Annotated in this window: 18 protein-coding genes and 1 tRNA gene; 17 read left to right on the top strand and 2 right to left on the bottom strand. The window is 57.6% G+C overall.

Translation table 11 applies throughout. The features are described 5' to 3' along the window. The first annotated feature begins 121 nt into the window (after nucleotides 1–121). Together CVT63_04740 and CVT63_04735 are read left to right on the top strand one after the other, a co-directional pair. Nucleotides 122–595: a hypothetical protein gene (locus CVT63_04740; GenBank protein PKQ28073.1), complete on the top strand. Its 474-nt coding sequence runs from the start codon at nucleotides 122–124 to the stop codon at nucleotides 593–595. A gap of 5 nt (nucleotides 596–600) precedes the next feature. Then, entirely contained in the window at nucleotides 601–1,026 is a 426-nt protein-coding gene (locus tag CVT63_04735) for a hypothetical protein (protein ID PKQ28072.1), read from the top strand. Nucleotides 1,027–1,029: 3 nt separating this feature from the next. On the opposite strand, the gene CVT63_04730 is transcribed toward CVT63_04735, so the two are convergent. Continuing rightward, a complete protein-coding gene (locus tag CVT63_04730; GenBank protein ID PKQ28071.1) occupies nucleotides 1,030–2,490 on the bottom strand; it encodes a hypothetical protein in 1,461 nt (486 codons plus the stop codon). A 53-nt stretch (nucleotides 2,491–2,543) separates the two neighbouring features. On the opposite strand from CVT63_04730, the gene CVT63_04725 reads away from it, so the two are divergent. From CVT63_04725 to CVT63_04655, 15 genes are all read left to right on the top strand, one after another. Beyond that, nucleotides 2,544–2,619, top strand: a tRNA-Val gene (locus CVT63_04725). A gap of 121 nt (nucleotides 2,620–2,740) precedes the next feature. After that, nucleotides 2,741–3,271: a ligand-binding protein SH3 gene (locus tag CVT63_04720; protein PKQ28070.1), complete on the top strand. Its 531-nt coding sequence runs from the start codon at nucleotides 2,741–2,743 to the stop codon at nucleotides 3,269–3,271. Nucleotides 3,272–3,309: 38 nt separating this feature from the next. Continuing rightward, nucleotides 3,310–4,413, top strand: coding sequence for a hypothetical protein (locus CVT63_04715; GenBank protein ID PKQ28069.1), 1,104 nt, complete (start codon nucleotides 3,310–3,312; stop codon nucleotides 4,411–4,413). A 2-nt stretch (nucleotides 4,414–4,415) separates the two neighbouring features. Then, nucleotides 4,416–5,153: a hypothetical protein gene (locus tag CVT63_04710; protein ID PKQ28068.1), complete on the top strand. Its 738-nt coding sequence runs from the start codon at nucleotides 4,416–4,418 to the stop codon at nucleotides 5,151–5,153. Further along, entirely contained in the window at nucleotides 5,143–5,646 is a 504-nt protein-coding gene (locus CVT63_04705) for a hypothetical protein (GenBank protein ID PKQ28067.1), read from the top strand. The genes CVT63_04710 and CVT63_04705 overlap by 11 nt, the downstream gene beginning before the upstream one ends. A gap of 41 nt (nucleotides 5,647–5,687) precedes the next feature. Then, complete coding sequence (locus CVT63_04700) at nucleotides 5,688–6,977, top strand: UDP-glucose 6-dehydrogenase (protein PKQ28066.1); 1,290 nt, start codon at nucleotides 5,688–5,690, stop codon at nucleotides 6,975–6,977. Then, on the top strand, nucleotides 6,974–7,660 hold the full coding sequence (locus tag CVT63_04695; protein PKQ28065.1) for a glycosyl transferase: 687 nt from the start codon (nucleotides 6,974–6,976) through the stop codon (nucleotides 7,658–7,660). Before CVT63_04700 ends, CVT63_04695 begins: the two co-directional genes overlap by 4 nt. 13 nt (nucleotides 7,661–7,673) lie before the next feature. Continuing rightward, nucleotides 7,674–8,132 carry a hypothetical protein gene (locus CVT63_04690; protein PKQ28064.1) on the top strand — a complete coding sequence of 153 codons (459 nt, stop codon included), beginning with the start codon at nucleotides 7,674–7,676 and terminating at the stop codon, nucleotides 8,130–8,132. A 119-nt stretch (nucleotides 8,133–8,251) separates the two neighbouring features. Further along, nucleotides 8,252–9,301 carry a hypothetical protein gene (locus tag CVT63_04685; protein PKQ28063.1) on the top strand — a complete coding sequence of 350 codons (1,050 nt, stop codon included), beginning with the start codon at nucleotides 8,252–8,254 and terminating at the stop codon, nucleotides 9,299–9,301. 6 nt (nucleotides 9,302–9,307) lie between these two features. After that, the gene (locus CVT63_04680) at nucleotides 9,308–10,204 is read left to right on the top strand and encodes a hypothetical protein (protein ID PKQ28062.1); all 897 of its coding nucleotides are present in this window, start codon (nucleotides 9,308–9,310) and stop codon (nucleotides 10,202–10,204) included. Further along, nucleotides 10,204–11,160 carry a GDP-mannose 4,6-dehydratase gene (locus tag CVT63_04675; protein PKQ28061.1) on the top strand — a complete coding sequence of 319 codons (957 nt, stop codon included), beginning with the start codon at nucleotides 10,204–10,206 and terminating at the stop codon, nucleotides 11,158–11,160. The genes CVT63_04680 and CVT63_04675 overlap by 1 nt, the downstream gene beginning before the upstream one ends. A gap of 34 nt (nucleotides 11,161–11,194) precedes the next feature. Then, the gene (locus CVT63_04670) at nucleotides 11,195–12,310 is read left to right on the top strand and encodes a nucleotidyl transferase (GenBank protein PKQ28060.1); all 1,116 of its coding nucleotides are present in this window, start codon (nucleotides 11,195–11,197) and stop codon (nucleotides 12,308–12,310) included. A gap of 116 nt (nucleotides 12,311–12,426) precedes the next feature. Then, on the top strand, nucleotides 12,427–13,386 hold the full coding sequence (locus CVT63_04665) for a GDP-mannose 4,6-dehydratase (protein ID PKQ28059.1): 960 nt from the start codon (nucleotides 12,427–12,429) through the stop codon (nucleotides 13,384–13,386). Then, nucleotides 13,383–14,840 (top strand): hypothetical protein, encoded by a 1,458-nt coding sequence (locus CVT63_04660; protein ID PKQ28058.1) that lies wholly within the window; start codon nucleotides 13,383–13,385, stop codon nucleotides 14,838–14,840. Before CVT63_04665 ends, CVT63_04660 begins: the two co-directional genes overlap by 4 nt. Before the next feature lie 46 nt (nucleotides 14,841–14,886). Beyond that, nucleotides 14,887–15,978 carry a bifunctional phosphoglucose/phosphomannose isomerase gene (locus tag CVT63_04655; GenBank protein PKQ28057.1) on the top strand — a complete coding sequence of 364 codons (1,092 nt, stop codon included), beginning with the start codon at nucleotides 14,887–14,889 and terminating at the stop codon, nucleotides 15,976–15,978. Nucleotides 15,979–16,001: 23 nt separating this feature from the next. On the opposite strand, the gene CVT63_04650 is transcribed toward CVT63_04655, so the two are convergent. Next, nucleotides 16,002–16,555, bottom strand: a 554-nt coding sequence (locus CVT63_04650) for a hypothetical protein (protein ID PKQ28056.1), incomplete at its 5' end; no start/stop codon positions are given.

The following is a 16,555-nucleotide window of genomic DNA, read 5'->3' as shown; positions in this document are numbered from 1 at the left end:
GTTGGTGGTTGATCGCGCCATGTACTGGGACAAGAGGATCCGCGCGGACATCCAGCCGTACGAGATGATGGGCGGACACTCGACCACCGGCTTTGACCCGTAGCGCACGATCCTACAAAATATGAGTGCGGCGTTTAAAAAAGGAGTGGTATTGATGAGAGGTTCCAACCGAAGCAGAGTGTTTGTGCGAGTGGTGGGAATATGCGCCATTGTCCTGCTGGTTCTGGTGGCTCTGGCCGGCTGTGGTTGCGGAAACGGTGGCAACAGTGGCAATGGCAAGACACATGGAACCGTGAGCGAGATGAAGGTCAATGCAGGCCAGGATTTCACCATCAGCCTCCAATCCAACCACACTACCGGTTTCCAGTGGCGGCTTGCCGCGCCGCTCAACAAGAAAATAATTCAGAAGGTCAATTCCGTGTACAAACCCGACGAGTCGGGCGGCCCCGACAAGGTAGGCGCGGGCGGCGTCGAGATATGGACGTTCAGGGCAGTGAGCAAAGGCAGTGCGGATATCATGATGAAGTATGCGCGCTCCAATGAAAAGGGCGTCAAGCCCGCCGAGGAACGCGTTTTCAAGGTGACGGTGGAGTAGGTTCTTTGCTGATGAAGAAAGCGATCGCTCTCGCGCTGGTCTTGCCGGTCATACTATCGCTTGCGGTAGCGCTTGCAGGGTGCGGCTACTCCGAGGAGGAGGTCAAGCGGAATCTGTCGAACGAACTCCAACAACTCGAGGCGGCGCTTGATTGCCTGTTGGATTCCATCACCTGCAGTTCCTATCCAATGCTCGAAATATTTTGGGACACCTTCGAACTCCAGTACAAACAAACGATGAACGTCGCCAGGAAGGTGAAGAGCGTTGAACTCGCCGGCGTCGAGTCTTCGCATGAGGATCTCAAGAAAGCGGTCGGCAACGCTTTGAGTGACCAATCGCTTCAACAGAACCTGGATTTGATCCCATCAGTTGGAGCGAAGCTTCAGATTTCACTGCGGGAGTTGAACAAGACCGGGACTCCCATAAAATAGGCGTCAGACGCTGTCTGAACTCAACGTGAATTCAAAGCAGGCGCCTCCGTTGTTGTAGGCGCGAATCTCGCCGTTGTACAACCGTACGATTTTCTCGACTATCGCAAGGCCTATCCCGGTTTTCCCGGCGTCTTCCCCCTTGTAAAACGGGACGAAGATGTTGTCGATCTCTCCTTGAGAAATTCCCGCTCCGTTGTCACGCACCAGAAACCAGACACGGCCGTCAGGTTGATCCGGCAGCCGCGAGATTTCTACATGCGGCGCCGCGCTTTCGTTGTGCTTTATCGCGTTGCCAATGAGATTGCCGAATATCTGATAGATGTAAGTACGATTCGCCTCCACAGCGCCCAACACGGGGGAGACCTCTACCGAAATCCCCCTCGCGTTGATCTCGGACTTATTCTCAGAAAGGATATCGCTTACGATCTCGCCGACATCGACTTCTTCAACGGCGACGGGCGTCCGCCCGAGTTCGGAGATGGCATAAACATCGTCTATCAAGCGCCCGCACCTCCCGGCGCTCTGGTCGATCATTTCTAGTATCTCGTCAAACAGCGCCCTTTTGCCCTCCGGAATTTCACCCGAGAACAGCGTCCTTACCGTCTCGTTCGCGAGGAGGATTGCCGCGATCGAGCTCTTCAAGTCGTGAGAGACCGCATTCGCGAAATACTCCAGCTCGACATTCTTTTTTCTTTGTTCCTCCTCGGCCGCCCTGCGGTCGGTGATGTCCCTGAACACGCCCCTGGTCGAAATCGGTATGCCATCTTTGATGTTGCACGTAACGTTGCCCTCTACCAGGATTTTCTTTCCTTGTTTGGTTACTAAAACCGCCTCCGCGCTTTTGACTTCTTCACCCGATATCGCTTTCTTAAATACTTCCATACAGTGCGCCTGGCTGTCTGAGTGAATCACGTCCCACAAAGTGACGTTCTTGACCTCTCGCTTTGAATAGCCGAGCGTCTCGCGCCATGGACGGTTGACATACATGAAACTACCGTCCGGCCTTACGCTCTGAATGATGTCGCTGGCGTTCTCCGCGAGATCTCTGTGCCACGCCTCCGATTCGGCCAGCGCCTGCTGTGCCGCGACCCGCTCGGACACGTTGGCGCAGAATGACAGGATGCCTGCTTCCCTCTCAAACGGAAACTCGGTGGCGTAAATCTCGAGCGTGACAGGCTTTCCGTCGGCGCGGATTATTTTGATGAAATTTTCCAGCTCGCTCACGGCGGAAAATTCTTCTCCGTCCAGGAACTCTTCGATGCGACGGCCGCAAAGCTCCATCGGGGATTCAAGCCCGAAAAGATCGCTCTGCTTGTGATTGCAGTAAACGAATTTTCCATCGACTGTTATAGCGATGCCGAGGGGCGAAGCTTCAAATATGCGCTTCAAGACACGTTTAGCTTGCCGCAAAACCTTGATTCTCCTTTGTGCCGCAAACACCAATATCGTATCACAATTGCGCACCGGTTGGGCCCGATGGCAAGTAGTGCGATAATATATGCGATCACGGCAACAACGGGCGTTTAGCTCAGTTGGGAGAGCGCCGCCCTTACAAGGCGGAGGTCACTGGTTCAAGCCCAGTAACGCCCACCAGTCACTAGATCAGGGGTAGACGGTGCCTGACCCCTGATTGGTTGCGAAAGTGGAAAGTGACGGACATCTCGACTATTATCTAAAAAAACATCGATACCAGGCTTATTTCTGGAGTAACAAGATGCACCCTGAATTCGCGCTTACATGGACCGGCTGGTTCCTGCACATGAACCGGTACGCCGCCACAATATTGCTGTCCATGATTCCTCTTGCCGAACTCAGAGGATCGATCCCATTCGCGAGTCAGTACTTTCATATCCCGCTCTGGAAGGCTTTCCTGATAGCGATCGCTGGGAACATGATCCCCATACCGTTTGTTCTGTGGTTGCTGGGGCCGGCGTCGGAGTGGCTGATGAAGCATTCAAAGATCATGGATCGTTTCTTCAACTGGCTCTTCGACAGGACCCGCCGAAAGAGGCAAAAACAGTACGAGGTGTACGCGGAGGTGGTTCTGGCAGTTTTTGTGGCCATTCCCTTTCCAATGACCGGCGCCTGGTCGGGGGCTGTGGCGGCGTTTATCTTTGGCATTCCAAAGAAAAAGGCGCTGTTCTGGATATTTTTGGGGGTCATCGGCGCGGGACTTGCTGTAACAGCGATAATGGCGGTTGTGGGCAAGAACAGCTTCCTTTGGAAATTACTGGTGGGAGGTTAGCCTCGACGGTTGCGCGGGCATCCGTTGGAGGCGATGCGATGGTGTTGCTTGACGCGATAATGGATGCTCTGGGCGAGGCGTACCCATGGGAGCTCGCGGGAAAGCGGGACGCGAGCGGCCTCTTTGTTGGTTCCAGAAAAGCCCCGATCTCTCGAGTCCTTTGCGCGATCGAACTGTCCGCTGAGATTGTCGAGGCCGCCGCCGCGGGCCGGTTCGAGCTCCTCGTTGTTCACCACCCTCAACCGTTCATGCGCGAGGGCGCTGTGTTGGACGCCGACACGCCCGCCGGCAGGATCGCCTACAACGCGGTCAAGTCCGGTGTCAACATTGTCACATGCCACAGGAACGCGGATGCCGCCGTGGCAGGCACAGCTGGTTTGATGGCGCGGCGGCTGAAACTCTCGGGAGTCCGACCGCTCTTGCCGTCGCGTGACGCCTTCATGGCGAAGGTTGTCGTCTTTGTGCCGCACGAGGCCGCCCCGCATGTGTCGGAGGCTATGGCGGGAGCGGGTGCGGGCGCAATCGGCAACTACACACACTGCGGTTTTTCGACGCGCGGCACAGGGTCATTTTTTCCCGGTGAGGGGACAAAACCGTATTCAGGTGAAACCGGCAAACTGAACCTCGTCGAAGAGATGAGGCTCGAGACGGTGTGTCCGTCGTTTCTGGTGGATCGCGTGGTTGAGGCGATGATCGCCCGGCATCCGTACGAAGAGGTGGCGTACGACATCTATCGCACCTGCCTGCCCGTTCCATGGGGACTCGGGCGTACAGGCAACTTGCCAGAAGAGAGAAAGCTGTCGGATATCAAAGAAGACATGGCTGACTGGAGCGCGTCACAGCGCGCGGTTCTGGAAGGCGACCCGCAAAGAAAAGTGAAACGCGTGACCGTGGCGCCTGGTTCCGCGGACGGGCTTGTGGAGCGCGCGTGGCGCGATGGGGCTGAACTCCTGATGACGGGCGAGGCGGGCCGGCGCGCGCTGGTTTGGGCCCGCGAGGTGGAGATGGCGCTGATATGCCTGGGTCACATAGAGAGCGAGCGAGCGCTCGCGCCCGCGATGGCGGATGTGCTGCGCGCCGCGTCACTCGATGCCGGCTGGGGAGTGGAAGTGGAACCGTACGAAGATCGGGAGGAAAGATAGTGTTGGACAGTGGGACGGACGCGATGGCAAAGACGTTGCTGGAGATTCAGGGGCTGGACACCGAGATAAAAAGTATTCAGCGCGAAATCGAGGATCTGCCACGCAAATATCAACTGGACGAGCTTGCCTCGGAGCGTATTGACGCCCGTGAGATGCGCTCCGCGAATGAAACCCGGTTGGAGGAGATGACGCACAAACAGCACAAGCTTGACGGCGAGCTGGATCTTCTTTCCTCCAAGGTGAAAAAGGAAGAGGAGAAGCTCTTTAGCGGCACCATCATGAACCCAAAGGAGCTGTCCGCGATCCAGGCGGAGATAATCTCGCTGCGCAAGAAGTGCGACGAGATGGAAACAGAGGATCTCCAGGAGATGGAGGAGATTGAAGCTCTGCGCAAAGACGTTGCCGTTTCAAAAGCGCGCGTAGCCGACGTCGAGGAAAAAGAGCGCAAGGCGCTCTCCTCCCGCGATTCAGTGCTCTCGGACAGGAAAGGCGACATTGCCGCGCTCGAGATGCGCAGGGACAGCCTCAAGCGCAACCTGGAAGAGAGCGTCAGGGAAAACTACGAGAAACTTCTCAGGGATAAGGGGGGCCTGGCGGTTGTTCCTATTGTTCAGAGCAGAACCTGCGGCGGTTGCCACATCGACTTCTCGAGGTCGCAAATCGATCAGTTTCAACACAATGAAGGGATTTTTTACTGTGAGTTTTGTCGCAGGATACTGGTAAAGTCAAGTGAAAGCTGATCGAGATTCAGGGATGAAAGCCGCGGCGCCGCAACGGACGAGTGAGTGGCTTCACGTCTACAGTGACGGCGCTTCGCGTGGCAATCCCGGCCCGGCGGGCGCGGGCGCTCAGGCGCGGAACGCTCGCGGCGAGGTTCTCTTGGAGATCAGTGATTTTCTCGGCACGGTGACAAACAACGTGGCGGAGTATTGGGCCCTCATCCTGATCCTGGAAGCCAGCCGTTCCCTGGGCTACCGGCGCATAAAGGCGCACATGGACAGCCAGCTCGTCGCGAACCAGATTACCGGCGGTTACCGCGTGAAGAAAGAGTGGCTCAAGCCTCTTGTCGCTCGCGTCAGGACGCTTCTCGATGAGTACCAGGACGTAGAGGTACAATATATTCCCAGAGAGAATAATACCGAGTGTGACGCCCTTGCCAACAGTGCCGTCAACGACGGCTTGCTCGGCCTCAAGGCGCCTTTGTTGACGGATGAAGACGGTTCGCTCTTCTGACGAATTTGTGTTAATGACATGAAAGTCAAGTGAGATATTGCATGGATTGTTGCATCATAGGAACAGGTTACGTAGGGCTCGTCACAGGGTCGTGTCTGGCCGACATGGGTCACTCGGTAATATGCGCCGACAACGATGAGACAAAGATCGAGGCCCTGTCGGGCGGGAATGTGCCTATTTATGAAACCGGACTCGAGGCCATTGTTCGCGGGAATCTCGAGTCGGGCAACCTGAAGTTCACAACGCGCGTTCACGACGCCGTCGCGTCAAGTGAGTTTATTTTCATAACGGTTGGCACCCCGTCGGACGCTGACGGCAGCGCTGACCTCGCGTATGTCGACGAGGTCGCGCGCGAGATCGCGCGGGCAATCGATAGTTACAAGGTAGTGATAAACAAGAGCACCGTCCCGGTCGGCAGCACGAAGCGAGTGCAAAGGATAATCGAGGAATCCATGCCCGAGCGCCACGAGTTCGACGTGGTGTCAAACCCGGAGTTTCTGCGCGAGGGATCCGCCGTTTCGGATTTTCTGACGCCGGCCCGCATAATCATCGGCAGTGACTCGCAGAAAGCGGCAATGCGAATGACCGCGCTGTACAGGGGCATCGACGCCCCGCTTCTGGTCACGGATCCGGCCAGCGCCGAGATGATCAAGTACGCGTCCAACGCGTTCCTGGCGACCAAGGTCTCCTATATCAACGCTATAGCCAGCCTTTGCGAGGCTGTCGGCGCCGACGTCAGGGAGGTCTCGCTCGGCATGGGCTACGACGGGCGCATCGGGTTTGAGTTTCTCAAGGCGGGCCCCGGGTTCGGGGGCTCGTGTTTCCCAAAGGATTGCCGCGCGCTTCTCCAGATTTCGCGCGAGAGTGGCTACAACTTCAATTTGCTCGAAGGCGTTCTGGACGTCAACAGGGAGCAACAGGAGCGAATTGCCGCCAGGATCGAGAGGAGCGCTGGTGGATTGAAGGGAAAAAACGTGGGCGCGCTCGGCCTGGCGTTCAAGGCGAACACCGATGATGTGCGCGAATCCCCGGCGGTCATCATAGTGGAAATGCTTATCGAGAAAGGCGCGCGCGTCACCATATACGATCCGGAGGCCATGGACAACGCGAGGAAAGAGTTGGAAAACGCGCGATTCGCGCGCGATCCGTACGAGGTCGCCGACAGCGCCGATATGCTGGTTCTGTTGACCGAGTGGGACGAGTTCAAGTGGCTCGATTACGGTCGTGTGCTCAAACTGATGCGGCGCCCGTATATCATGGACACCAGGAACTGTCTCGATCCTGTGGCCCTGCGCAAACTTGGCTTCACGTATGAAGGAGTTGGTAGATGAATCTGTCCATCATAGTGCCGGTTTATAACGAGAGGAACACGATTCAGGAAATCCTGCGCAGGGTGCGGGCTGTCGATGTCGGGGAGATAGTCAAAGAGATCATCGTGGTCGATGACGGATCCACCGACGGAACCGGCGACATCTTGAAGATGGAGGAGGACTCGACCATCAGGATTATGCGGCACGAGACGAACAGGGGCAAAGGCGCGGCGGTGCGAACCGCGCTGGGACAGGCGACTGGCGACTTTGTGATAATCCAGGACGCGGATCTCGAGTATGACCCTGACGACTACCGCGCGTTGCTGGCCCCGGCGCTCAAGAAAAAGGCCGAGGTCGTTTACGGATCGCGGTTCACGGGAGAGCACCGCGACATGCTCTTCTGGCACCTGTTGGGCAACAAGTTTCTCTCTCTGGTAACCAACGTCCTCTACAACACGACAATCTCCGATATGGAGACGTGCTACAAGCTGTTCTGGCGCCCCGCGCTCGATGGCATTGTGATCAAGTCGAACAGGTTTGACTTTGAGGCGGAGATTACCGCCAAGATTTTGAAAAAGAAGATACGCATATACGAAGTGCCAATTTCCTACGCCGGGCGCGAATATTCAGAGGGCAAGAAAATCACGTGGCGCGACGGGATAGCCGCTCTCTGGGCGCTCGTCAAATATCGGTTCGTAAACTAGAAAAGGAGTTTCGATGTCAAAGACGGTCATTAACGTGTTGCTCCTTGCAATCAGCATCGGACTCGCCGTTGGCGGGCAACTGACGATGAAAGCTGGCATGAACAGTGTTACCCATGACGGCAAGGCGCCGCTGGAGTTCAAGGATTTCGGCCATCCGGCAACGCTCATCAAGAGGGTTGCGAAGGAAGGCCCGTGGGCTATTCTGGGCATCGTTTTGTATGCCGTTTCGGCGCTCTTCTGGCTTGTGGTTCTCTCCAGGGTGGCGCTCAGCGTCGCATATCCGATAGTCGCGGTCGGCTACGTGATGGTTGTCATCTACTCAAAGTTCGTGTTCAACGAGAACGTCAAGGCGATAGCGTGGGTGGGTCTGGTGTTCATCGTCATTGGCGTAGCCATCACGTCCCAGGGCCTGAAATCCAGCAGCGCCAAAACGGAGAAGAGCCTGAAACCTGCGGCGCGTGTCATCAAGTGACTTAACTTTGGGGTCAGGCACCGTCTACGCAGTAAAGGTAGACGGCGCCTGACTCCTCTGGACGGACGATCGACTTTAAAAAAAAGACCTGACCCCAAAATTAAGTGGGGAGCCGCGAGATGAAGACCGTCTCGGTAATTGTAATCAACTTCAATGGACTCGAGGATCTGCCCGTGTGCCTCGAATCGGTCGTCGCCCAGGAGTACCCGGACATCGAGCTTGTGATAGTGGACAACGCTTCATCGGACGGCTCGCGCGAGTGGTTGCGCGCCTGGGTAAAGAAGCAATCAGGCATGGCGCGGGTCTCGCCCGCTTCGCCACGTTTGTTAGAGAATGATTCCAATATCGGCTTCAGCCCCGCGCTCAACCAGGGAATCCGCGCCACGGGCGGTGAGCATGTCATGTCACTCAATCCCGATGTCGCGCTCGAGCCATCGTTTATCAGCGCTCTGGCGGAGGCCCTCGAAAAACCCGGCGTTGGGAGCGTGAGCGGCAAGCTGCTGCGCTTCCCGCCGTTCGCTCGGGACGGCATAGTAGACACGGTCGGGCATGTCATGTTTCGCAACCGCCTCGCGGAGAATCTCGGGGAGGGAAAGCGCGTGGAGAGCGCGTTCTTGGAACCGGCTGAGATATGGGGCGTTTGCGGGGCGGCGGCGTTGTACTCGCGGGAGATGCTCGATGATGTGGCGGTGGACGGCGAGTACTTCGACGAGGATTTCTTCGCGTTCTGGGAAGACATGGATATCGACTGGCGCGCTCAGATGCGTGGCTGGAAGTGCGTGTTCGAGCCGCGCGCCATAGGTTATCACCGACGCGGCGGGACCGGCTACAGGAAATCAGTGCTTGTAGAAACGCACAACTACAAGAATCGATATCTCATGATGATGAAGAACGACTCGGCGCGTTACGTGTTGCGGAACCTCCCCGGCATCGTCGTGACTGAGATACTCAAAGGAGGCGCGCTGCTTGTACGGTGCCCTCGCGCGCTTCTGGGTCTTGTCGATGTGGTCAGACTTATTCCATCCATGATTCGCAAACGGCGCGTGATACAATCCCGCAGGCTGGTGTCGGCGCGAGATATCGAGCGCATGTTCGAGCCGTTTGATTACAAAGCATGGCTGAAGAGGCACCTGCTGAATCGCGGCGAGATGATCTCCGATGAGGGATGAGAAAACTTGAACGCTGTCGCCGCCGTAGTCATAAACAGGAACACGTCAGAACTCTTGCGGGAGTGCATCGAGACGATATTCGCGTCTGAGTTCGCGGGTGGCATTTCTGTGTGGGTGGTTGACAACGGTTCGGATGACGGCGCCCCACAGATGGTTCTCCGCGAGTTTCCCGGCGTCGATCTGATCTGGAACAGCTCGAACGCGGGTTACGCCCGCGCGTGCAACCAGGGCATCAACGCTACCCGTGAGCCGTACGTGCTCATACTGAACAGCGACACCGCGCTTTCGGCCAACGCCGTGACTGAAGTAATCGGCTATCTGGAGCGCAACCCGAAGGCCGCCATTGCCGCGCCGATGTTGCGCAACAGCGATGGAAGCCTGCAGTACTCGTGCCGCGAGTTCCCGTCGATCAAGACCGCGTTTGTCCACGGTTTTCTGGGCCTCATCCGCGATGAAAACACGTGCTCGGCGCGGTACAAGAAGATCAACTGGGATCACGAGCGCGAGTCTAACGTGGATTGGGTCTCCGGCGCTTTCATGGCGATAAGGCGTGAGGCCCTGGAAGAAATCGGGGGCTTCGATGAAAAATACTTTATGTATGTGGAGGACGTGGATCTGTGCTGGCGAATGTGGAGGGCGGGGTGGAGCGTCGGCTACGTTCCGAGCGCGGAGGTCTTTCATCACATCGGGATGAGCAGCGGCGCGACGCCGGCTCGGATGGTGTTTCACCATCATCGCGGTATGCTACGCTTTCACCGCAAGAGTTACGACGGTCCGATGCGGCGGACAGTCAATGTGGCGGTAGGGTGCGGGATAGCGGTTCGGCTCACGCTGATAATGGCGCTCAACGCCTGCTACCGCATACGAGGCGTCGCAAAGGTGATAATGCCCGGGAGGCAGTGATGGAACGAGTGCTGATCACGGGGGCGGACGGATTTGTCGCCTCGCATTTGATTGAAGAGCTCGCGCGGGAGCGCGGTTGTGAAATAATCGGGATTGGACTGAAGGAAGCGCCCTCCGTGAACGCGAACCTGCTCGATTACATGGTTATGGACATCACGGAGTGCGAGCAGGTGCTGCATCTTCTCGACGAGAAGCGCCCCGACTCTATCTTTCACCTTGCGGCGGTGCCATCCGTGGCGCTTTCCTGGGAGGATCCGTGGGCCACATACAAGGTTAACGTCCTGGGACAGGTCAACCTCATGGAAGCGGCGCGCAAGCTCGGGCTCGAGCCTTCGGTGCTCATAACGTGCTCGAGCGAGGAGTACGGCAAGGTGTCTCCAGAAGAAATGCCGATAGTTGAGAGCGCTCCACTTAACCCGTGCAGTCATTACGCCGTCAGCAAGGTGGCACAGGAGGCGCTCGGGTTCATGTACCACGAAGCGTTTACCTGGCGCGTGCTCGTCACAAGAGGCTTCAACCAGTGTGGGCCCAGGCAGTCTTCCAACTTCGTGGTGTCCTCGTTCGCGCGCCAGATCGCCGAGATCGAGGTGGGAGCGCGCGAGCCGGTGCTCATGGCCGGCAACCTCGAGGCGAAGCGGGATTTCATGGACGTGCGTGACACAGTGCGGGCGTACCGCGCCATCATGGAAAAGGGAAACGCGGGCGCCGCTTACAACGTCTGCAGTGGGAGAGCGCGTCCCGCTTCTCAAGTGCTGGAGATGCTGCTTGATATTTCGGGCGCTGAGATAGAAGTACGGCGGGATCCAAGCCGACGGAGGCCCAGCGATATACCGGTGTTGCTGGGAGACAACACCAGATTGCGCAAGGAAACCGGCTGGGAACCCGCTATAGAGTTCGAAACGACGCTCGAGGATACGCTCGATTACTGGCGGAATCGCGTGCAAAAAGGGGTCTGACACCTTTTTGCATTAAAGGGAGGGTGTGAATAACTTGAAGGCAGCGATGCTCGTGGGCGGGTTTGGCACGCGATTGAGGCCGCTCACTATAACCACGCCGAAGCCAATGCTTCCACTGGTCAACGTGCCGTTTCTGGAAATCGAACTTTTGCACCTCAAGAAGTACGGGGTAGAAGAGGTTGTGCTCTCGACGGGCTACATGCCATCGGCGTTTGACGAGTATTTTGGGGACGGATCGAGGCTGGGCATGAAGCTTGTCCACGTGATGGAGGAGGAGCCTCTTGGAACGTGCGGCGCGATCAGGAATGTGCGAGAGCATCTGGGAGGAGAGCCGGTCATCGTCTGCAACGGCGACATTTTGACCGATCTCGATATCCAGGCGCTACTCGATTATCACAACCGCAAAAGGGCTTGCGTGACGATAACCTTGACTCCTGTTGAGGATCCGACCGCCTACGGGCTTGTCCCGCTGGACGAGAACGGCCGCGTCTCAGAGTTTCTCGAGAAGCCATCCTGGGACCAGGTTGTCACGAACATGATCAACGCGGGAACGTATGTGATTGACCCGGCGGTGCTCGACCAGGTCCCGCATGGAGTGAACTACTCCTTCGAGCGGCAGTTGTTTCCCGACCTGCTCGAGCAAGGAGAGGCGTTGTTCGGATTTCCGTCCGACTGCTACTGGCTCGACCTCGGGACGCCGGAGAAGTACCTGGCGGCGCACCACGATATCCTGAACGGCGAAATCGACGTCGAGATGAAGGGTGTGGCGCGTGGCGAAAACATCCGCGTCGGCGAAGGCGCGCGGATCGACTCCGGCGCGCGAGTGCACGGCCCTGTCCTCATCGGCGACGCCGTGAACATCGGTTCGAAGGCGAAAGTGCTGGGCGAGACGTGCATCGGCAACGGGGTGACGATAGAGCCCGGCGCGATAGTTGAACGGTCGATAGTGATGGATGGCGCTACCATCGGCAAAGGGACTGTGGTGGAGCAGAGCATAGTGGGCCGTGGCGCCGTCCTGGGCCCTGACTGCCATGTTGCGGACTGCTCGGTTCTGGGCGATAATATCGTCTCCGGTGGCGAAAATGAGTTCCGCAGAGGCATTAGAGTCTGGCCCAGTGTGGTGATCGAGGCCGGAAAGATCAAGTTTTGAGATGCAGGTGTTGCGTTGGTGTTGCGTTGGGGCCTGACCCCAAGTGTTGCGTTTTGAGATGCAGGTGTTGCGTTGAGGCCTGACCCCAAGTGTTGCGTTTTACATGGAGGTGCTAGTTGAAAGTCTTGATAACTGGAATAACCGGGTTTGTGGGCAGCCATCTCGCGGAGTATTGCCTTGCGAGAGGAGATGTCGAGGTGTTCGGTACGGTGCGCTGGCGCAGCCGCATGGACAACGTGGAAGGCATCACTGACGACATAACTCTGATGGATTGCGACCTCAAGGATTCAGTTGCGGTTCGGCACTGCCTGGCGCAGGTAAAGCCTGACTATATCTTTCATCTCGCCGCGCAGAGTTATGTTCCGACATCGTGGAAGGCGCCCGTGGAGACCATCTGCACAAACATGGTCAGTGAGATCAACCTCTTTGAGGCCATGCGCGAACTCCACCTTGTTGACAGCACCCGCATCCAACTGGCCGGCTCCAGTGAGGAGTACGGCATGGTATTTGCCGATGAGATCCCGATCAAGGAGACGAACCCGTTGCGGCCGCTCAGCCCGTACGGGGTCAGCAAGGTCGGACAGGATCTCCTTGGGTACCAGTATCACATGAGCTACGGGCTTTACGTTGTAAGGACGCGCGCTTTCAACCACACGGGCCCCAGGCGCGGTGACGTCTTTGTGTCCAGCAACTTCTCGCGTCAGATCGCGACTATTGAGAAGGGAAAGGTCGAGCCGGTCATCAAGGTGGGGAACCTCGACGCGAGGCGCGACTTCACGGACGTCCGCGACATGGTCAAGGCGTACTGGCTCGCGCTCGAGCGTGGCGAAGTCGGTGAAGTGTACAACCTTGGTTCCGGAACGGACGTGACAATTAAAAAGATGCTCGACATCCTGCTGTCCTTCAGCGACATAAAGATTGAGACGTTAAAGGACCCCGAGAGGATGCGGCCCTCGGACGTTCAGATACTGCTCGCCGACACAACGAAGTTCTTTGATCTTACCGGTTGGAAACCTGAGATACCGCTCGAGAAGACACTCGAGGATCTGCTCAACTACTGGCGCGAGCGGGTATGATGGCAGAGGATGGCGTTATGATCAAGTTCGGCACAGATGGCTGGCGCGGTGTCATCGCCGACGATTTCAACTGCGACAACGTATGGAAGGTAGCGTGCGCCATTGCGCGATACACGCGCGACAGCGCAGGTGGCGACGACCCGTTGTTGCTCATCGGCTACGACACGCGCTTTGGTTCGGACATGTTCGCCCGGCTCTGCGCGGCGGCGGCGAAAGAGCACGGCGTTAGGGTTCTCATATCGGAGCGTTTCACCTCGACCCCCTCTATGTCCCTTGCGACAAAACAGTTGTCCGCCCGCGGCGCCATAATGATCACGGCCAGCCACAACCCGGCGCGCTTCAACGGCGTCAAGTTCAAGGGGCCTTATGGCGGCTCGGCTACGATGGATATCATGGCGGAGATAGAAGCGCGGCTTCGCGAAGTGGAAAAGGATCCTCCACCGAGGCCGGACGCGCTTTCCGTCGACATCATCGATCCCGGAAAAGTCGACTTTTTCGACCCCATCCAGAATTACCTGGATACAGTCGTTTCTCTTGTGAACAAGGACGTGTTTCCCGCCCGGCAGTTCAAGGTGATGTTCGACCCGATGTGGGGCGCGGGACAGGGCCTCTTGCCGAAAGCCCTCGAGCGGCTCGGCATGGAGTGCGCCCAGATACATGGGATGCACAACCCGTTGTTCCCCGGCTTGATGCCGGAGCCTATCGGCGATAACCTCAATGACCTGCGCGACGCCGTCACGGGCGGAGGGTATCACGTTGGCATCGCCGTGGACGGAGACGCCGACAGGGTTACCGCCATCGACGCCACCGGGAGGTTCATCAGCAGCCACATGGTGCTGGCGCTCTTGCTCAAGCATCTGGTGGAGATCCGGAAATGGTCGGGCGACGTGGTAAAGACCGTCTCGACGACGACCATGATCGACATGCTTTGTGACAGGTACGGACGCAAGCTTCACGTGACGCCGGTCGGCTTCAAGCATATCGCGGACCTGATGCTGGAGAAGGATGTCCTCGTTGGCGGCGAGGAGAGCGGCGGCACCGGGATGAAGAACTACATCCCGGAGCGTGACGGTATCCTGATAGGCCTGATGCTCATCGAGATCATGGCCACAAACGGCAAGACGCTGGGACAGCTCGTCGACGAGCTGATGGACGAACTTGGACGGAGCTTCGTGTTCCTGCGTCGCGACATCGAGCTGACACGCGCGCACAAGGAAGCGTTGCTCGTGAGCCTCTCCGACCTTGAGCCAGTATCAATAGGCGGTTTGAAGGTCACAAACGTCGAGAAGCTCGATGGCTTGAAGTTCCACAGGGAAGACTCCTCATGGCTCATGCTTCGCGTGTCTGGCACCGAGCCCGTCGTGCGGGTGTACGCGGAGGCGGGTTCGCAACAGGAGGTCGCCGGACTCGTGGACGATGGCATCGAGTTAATCAACACGGTTGCGCCGCAGTAGGGGTCAGGCGCCGTCTACCGCTAAAGCGGTAGACGGTGCCTGACCCCTGACAAAGGAGTTGAACGTGGAGTCAAAGGTAGATATCGATAATATTGGGGAACTTGCCACAGTGGATGCCTCCGGGATACTTGGAGTGCTGGATGGTTTCAGCGAGCAGGTCTCTGAGGCTCTGGAGATCGGACACTCCGACATCGCGCTTCCACAGGTTCAGAACCCGAGAACGGTGGCTGTGCTTGGAATGGGCGGATCAGGCATCTCGGGCGACGTGGCAGCGACCCTCGCGGAGGAGGGTGGTCTGCGGCTGCCGGTGGTCACGGTAAAGGGATACCGGCTGCCGTCGTTCATTGATTCCGACAGCCTGGTGTTTGCCGTCTCATACTCCGGCAACACGGAGGAGACCCTGGAAGTGCTTCGCCAGGCGCTCGAGCGTCGCGCGACGGTCATCGCGGTATCCAGCGGGGGAAAGCTGGCCGAAATCGCCGAGAAGCATGGCATCCCGTTATTCCGCATCCCGGCAGGGATGCAGCCGCGCGCCTCGCTCGGCTACCTTTTTGTGCCTATCATGTGCGCTCTCGAGCGGATGGGCATGGTCAAAGGCGTCGTGGATGAACTCACACGCGCCGTGCCGATGCTGGAGAAAAGGGGCCTGGAGTACGGTCCCACCTCGAGCACAGCCGACAACCCGGCGAAGCGCCTTGCGAAGGAGATGCCGGGTTACCTGCCGGTGGTGTACGGCGCCGAGGGTTACCTGTCGGTCGCCGCGCAACGGTGGAAGGCGCAGTTCAACGAGATGGCGAAGATCCCCTCCTTTTACAACTGCTTCCCGGAGCTCAACCATAACGAAACCGTAGGCTGGCAGAACTTCCAGGACGTTTGCGCAAAGTGCCATCTGGTAGTGCTGGGCGAGCCGGCGCTATACGACCGCATCGAGAAGCGTGTGAAGATCACGCTCGATCTGCTCGAGGGATCGGTGGGCCTTATAACCCGGGTCTGCGCCCGTGGCGCGAACACCACGGAGAAGTTGCTCGACCTCATCAGTTTCGGCGACTACGTGAGCGTGTACCTCGCGCTGGCGATAGGGCAGGATCCGACTCCCGTAGCCCGCATAGAAGAGCTCAAGAAAAGGCTCGCGGAGTAGGGCGTCAGTCACTTTCCCCCTTCTCAACTTCCATGAATAGCGTCTTGCGCTACGCTCAGCGCTTTCTCGATAAAAGAGATAATCTCGTCTTCCCCTCCCGGTCTTTTCAACTTCACGGGGTCAGGCGCAGCCACTTTCTTGAGAGGCTCGCCGGCGCCTCTTATCAGGGGCACAATCCTTTCTGAAAGGTCGATACAAGCTTCTACCTTGAGGACGTTGCCGGACTTTTTTGTGGCAATCTCATTTAGCGTCGCCATAGCGTATTCGAACGCTCGAAAAATGTCTGCCCAATTGAGGAAGACAGGAACATTTCTCGATTCTGTGGACCACAGAGAGTATGCGAGCCTGTCACGATCAAGCCAAAATTGCGTGCTCTTCCCCCTTCCTTCCCGCATAACAAGTCCGCCTGCAGACATTGCCGCAAGCTCTCGATAGACAGTCGATTGGTTGTAGCCTGTCATCCGCGCGATCTGGTAAGAGCTTGCTGGCTGTCCCGCAAGAAGGTAGGTGAGAATCTCCGCCTTTGCGGACTTTCCGTAATGCGCTCGCATAAGCAACATGACATTTGCGGGATTGT

This window comes from Candidatus Anoxymicrobium japonicum, from assembly GCA_002843005.1.
GTDB lineage: Bacteria > Actinomycetota > Geothermincolia > Fen-727 > Anoxymicrobiaceae > Anoxymicrobium > Anoxymicrobium japonicum.
Note: the sequence above shows the minus strand (reverse complement) of the source record. Positions and strands in the feature narration are given on the sequence as shown.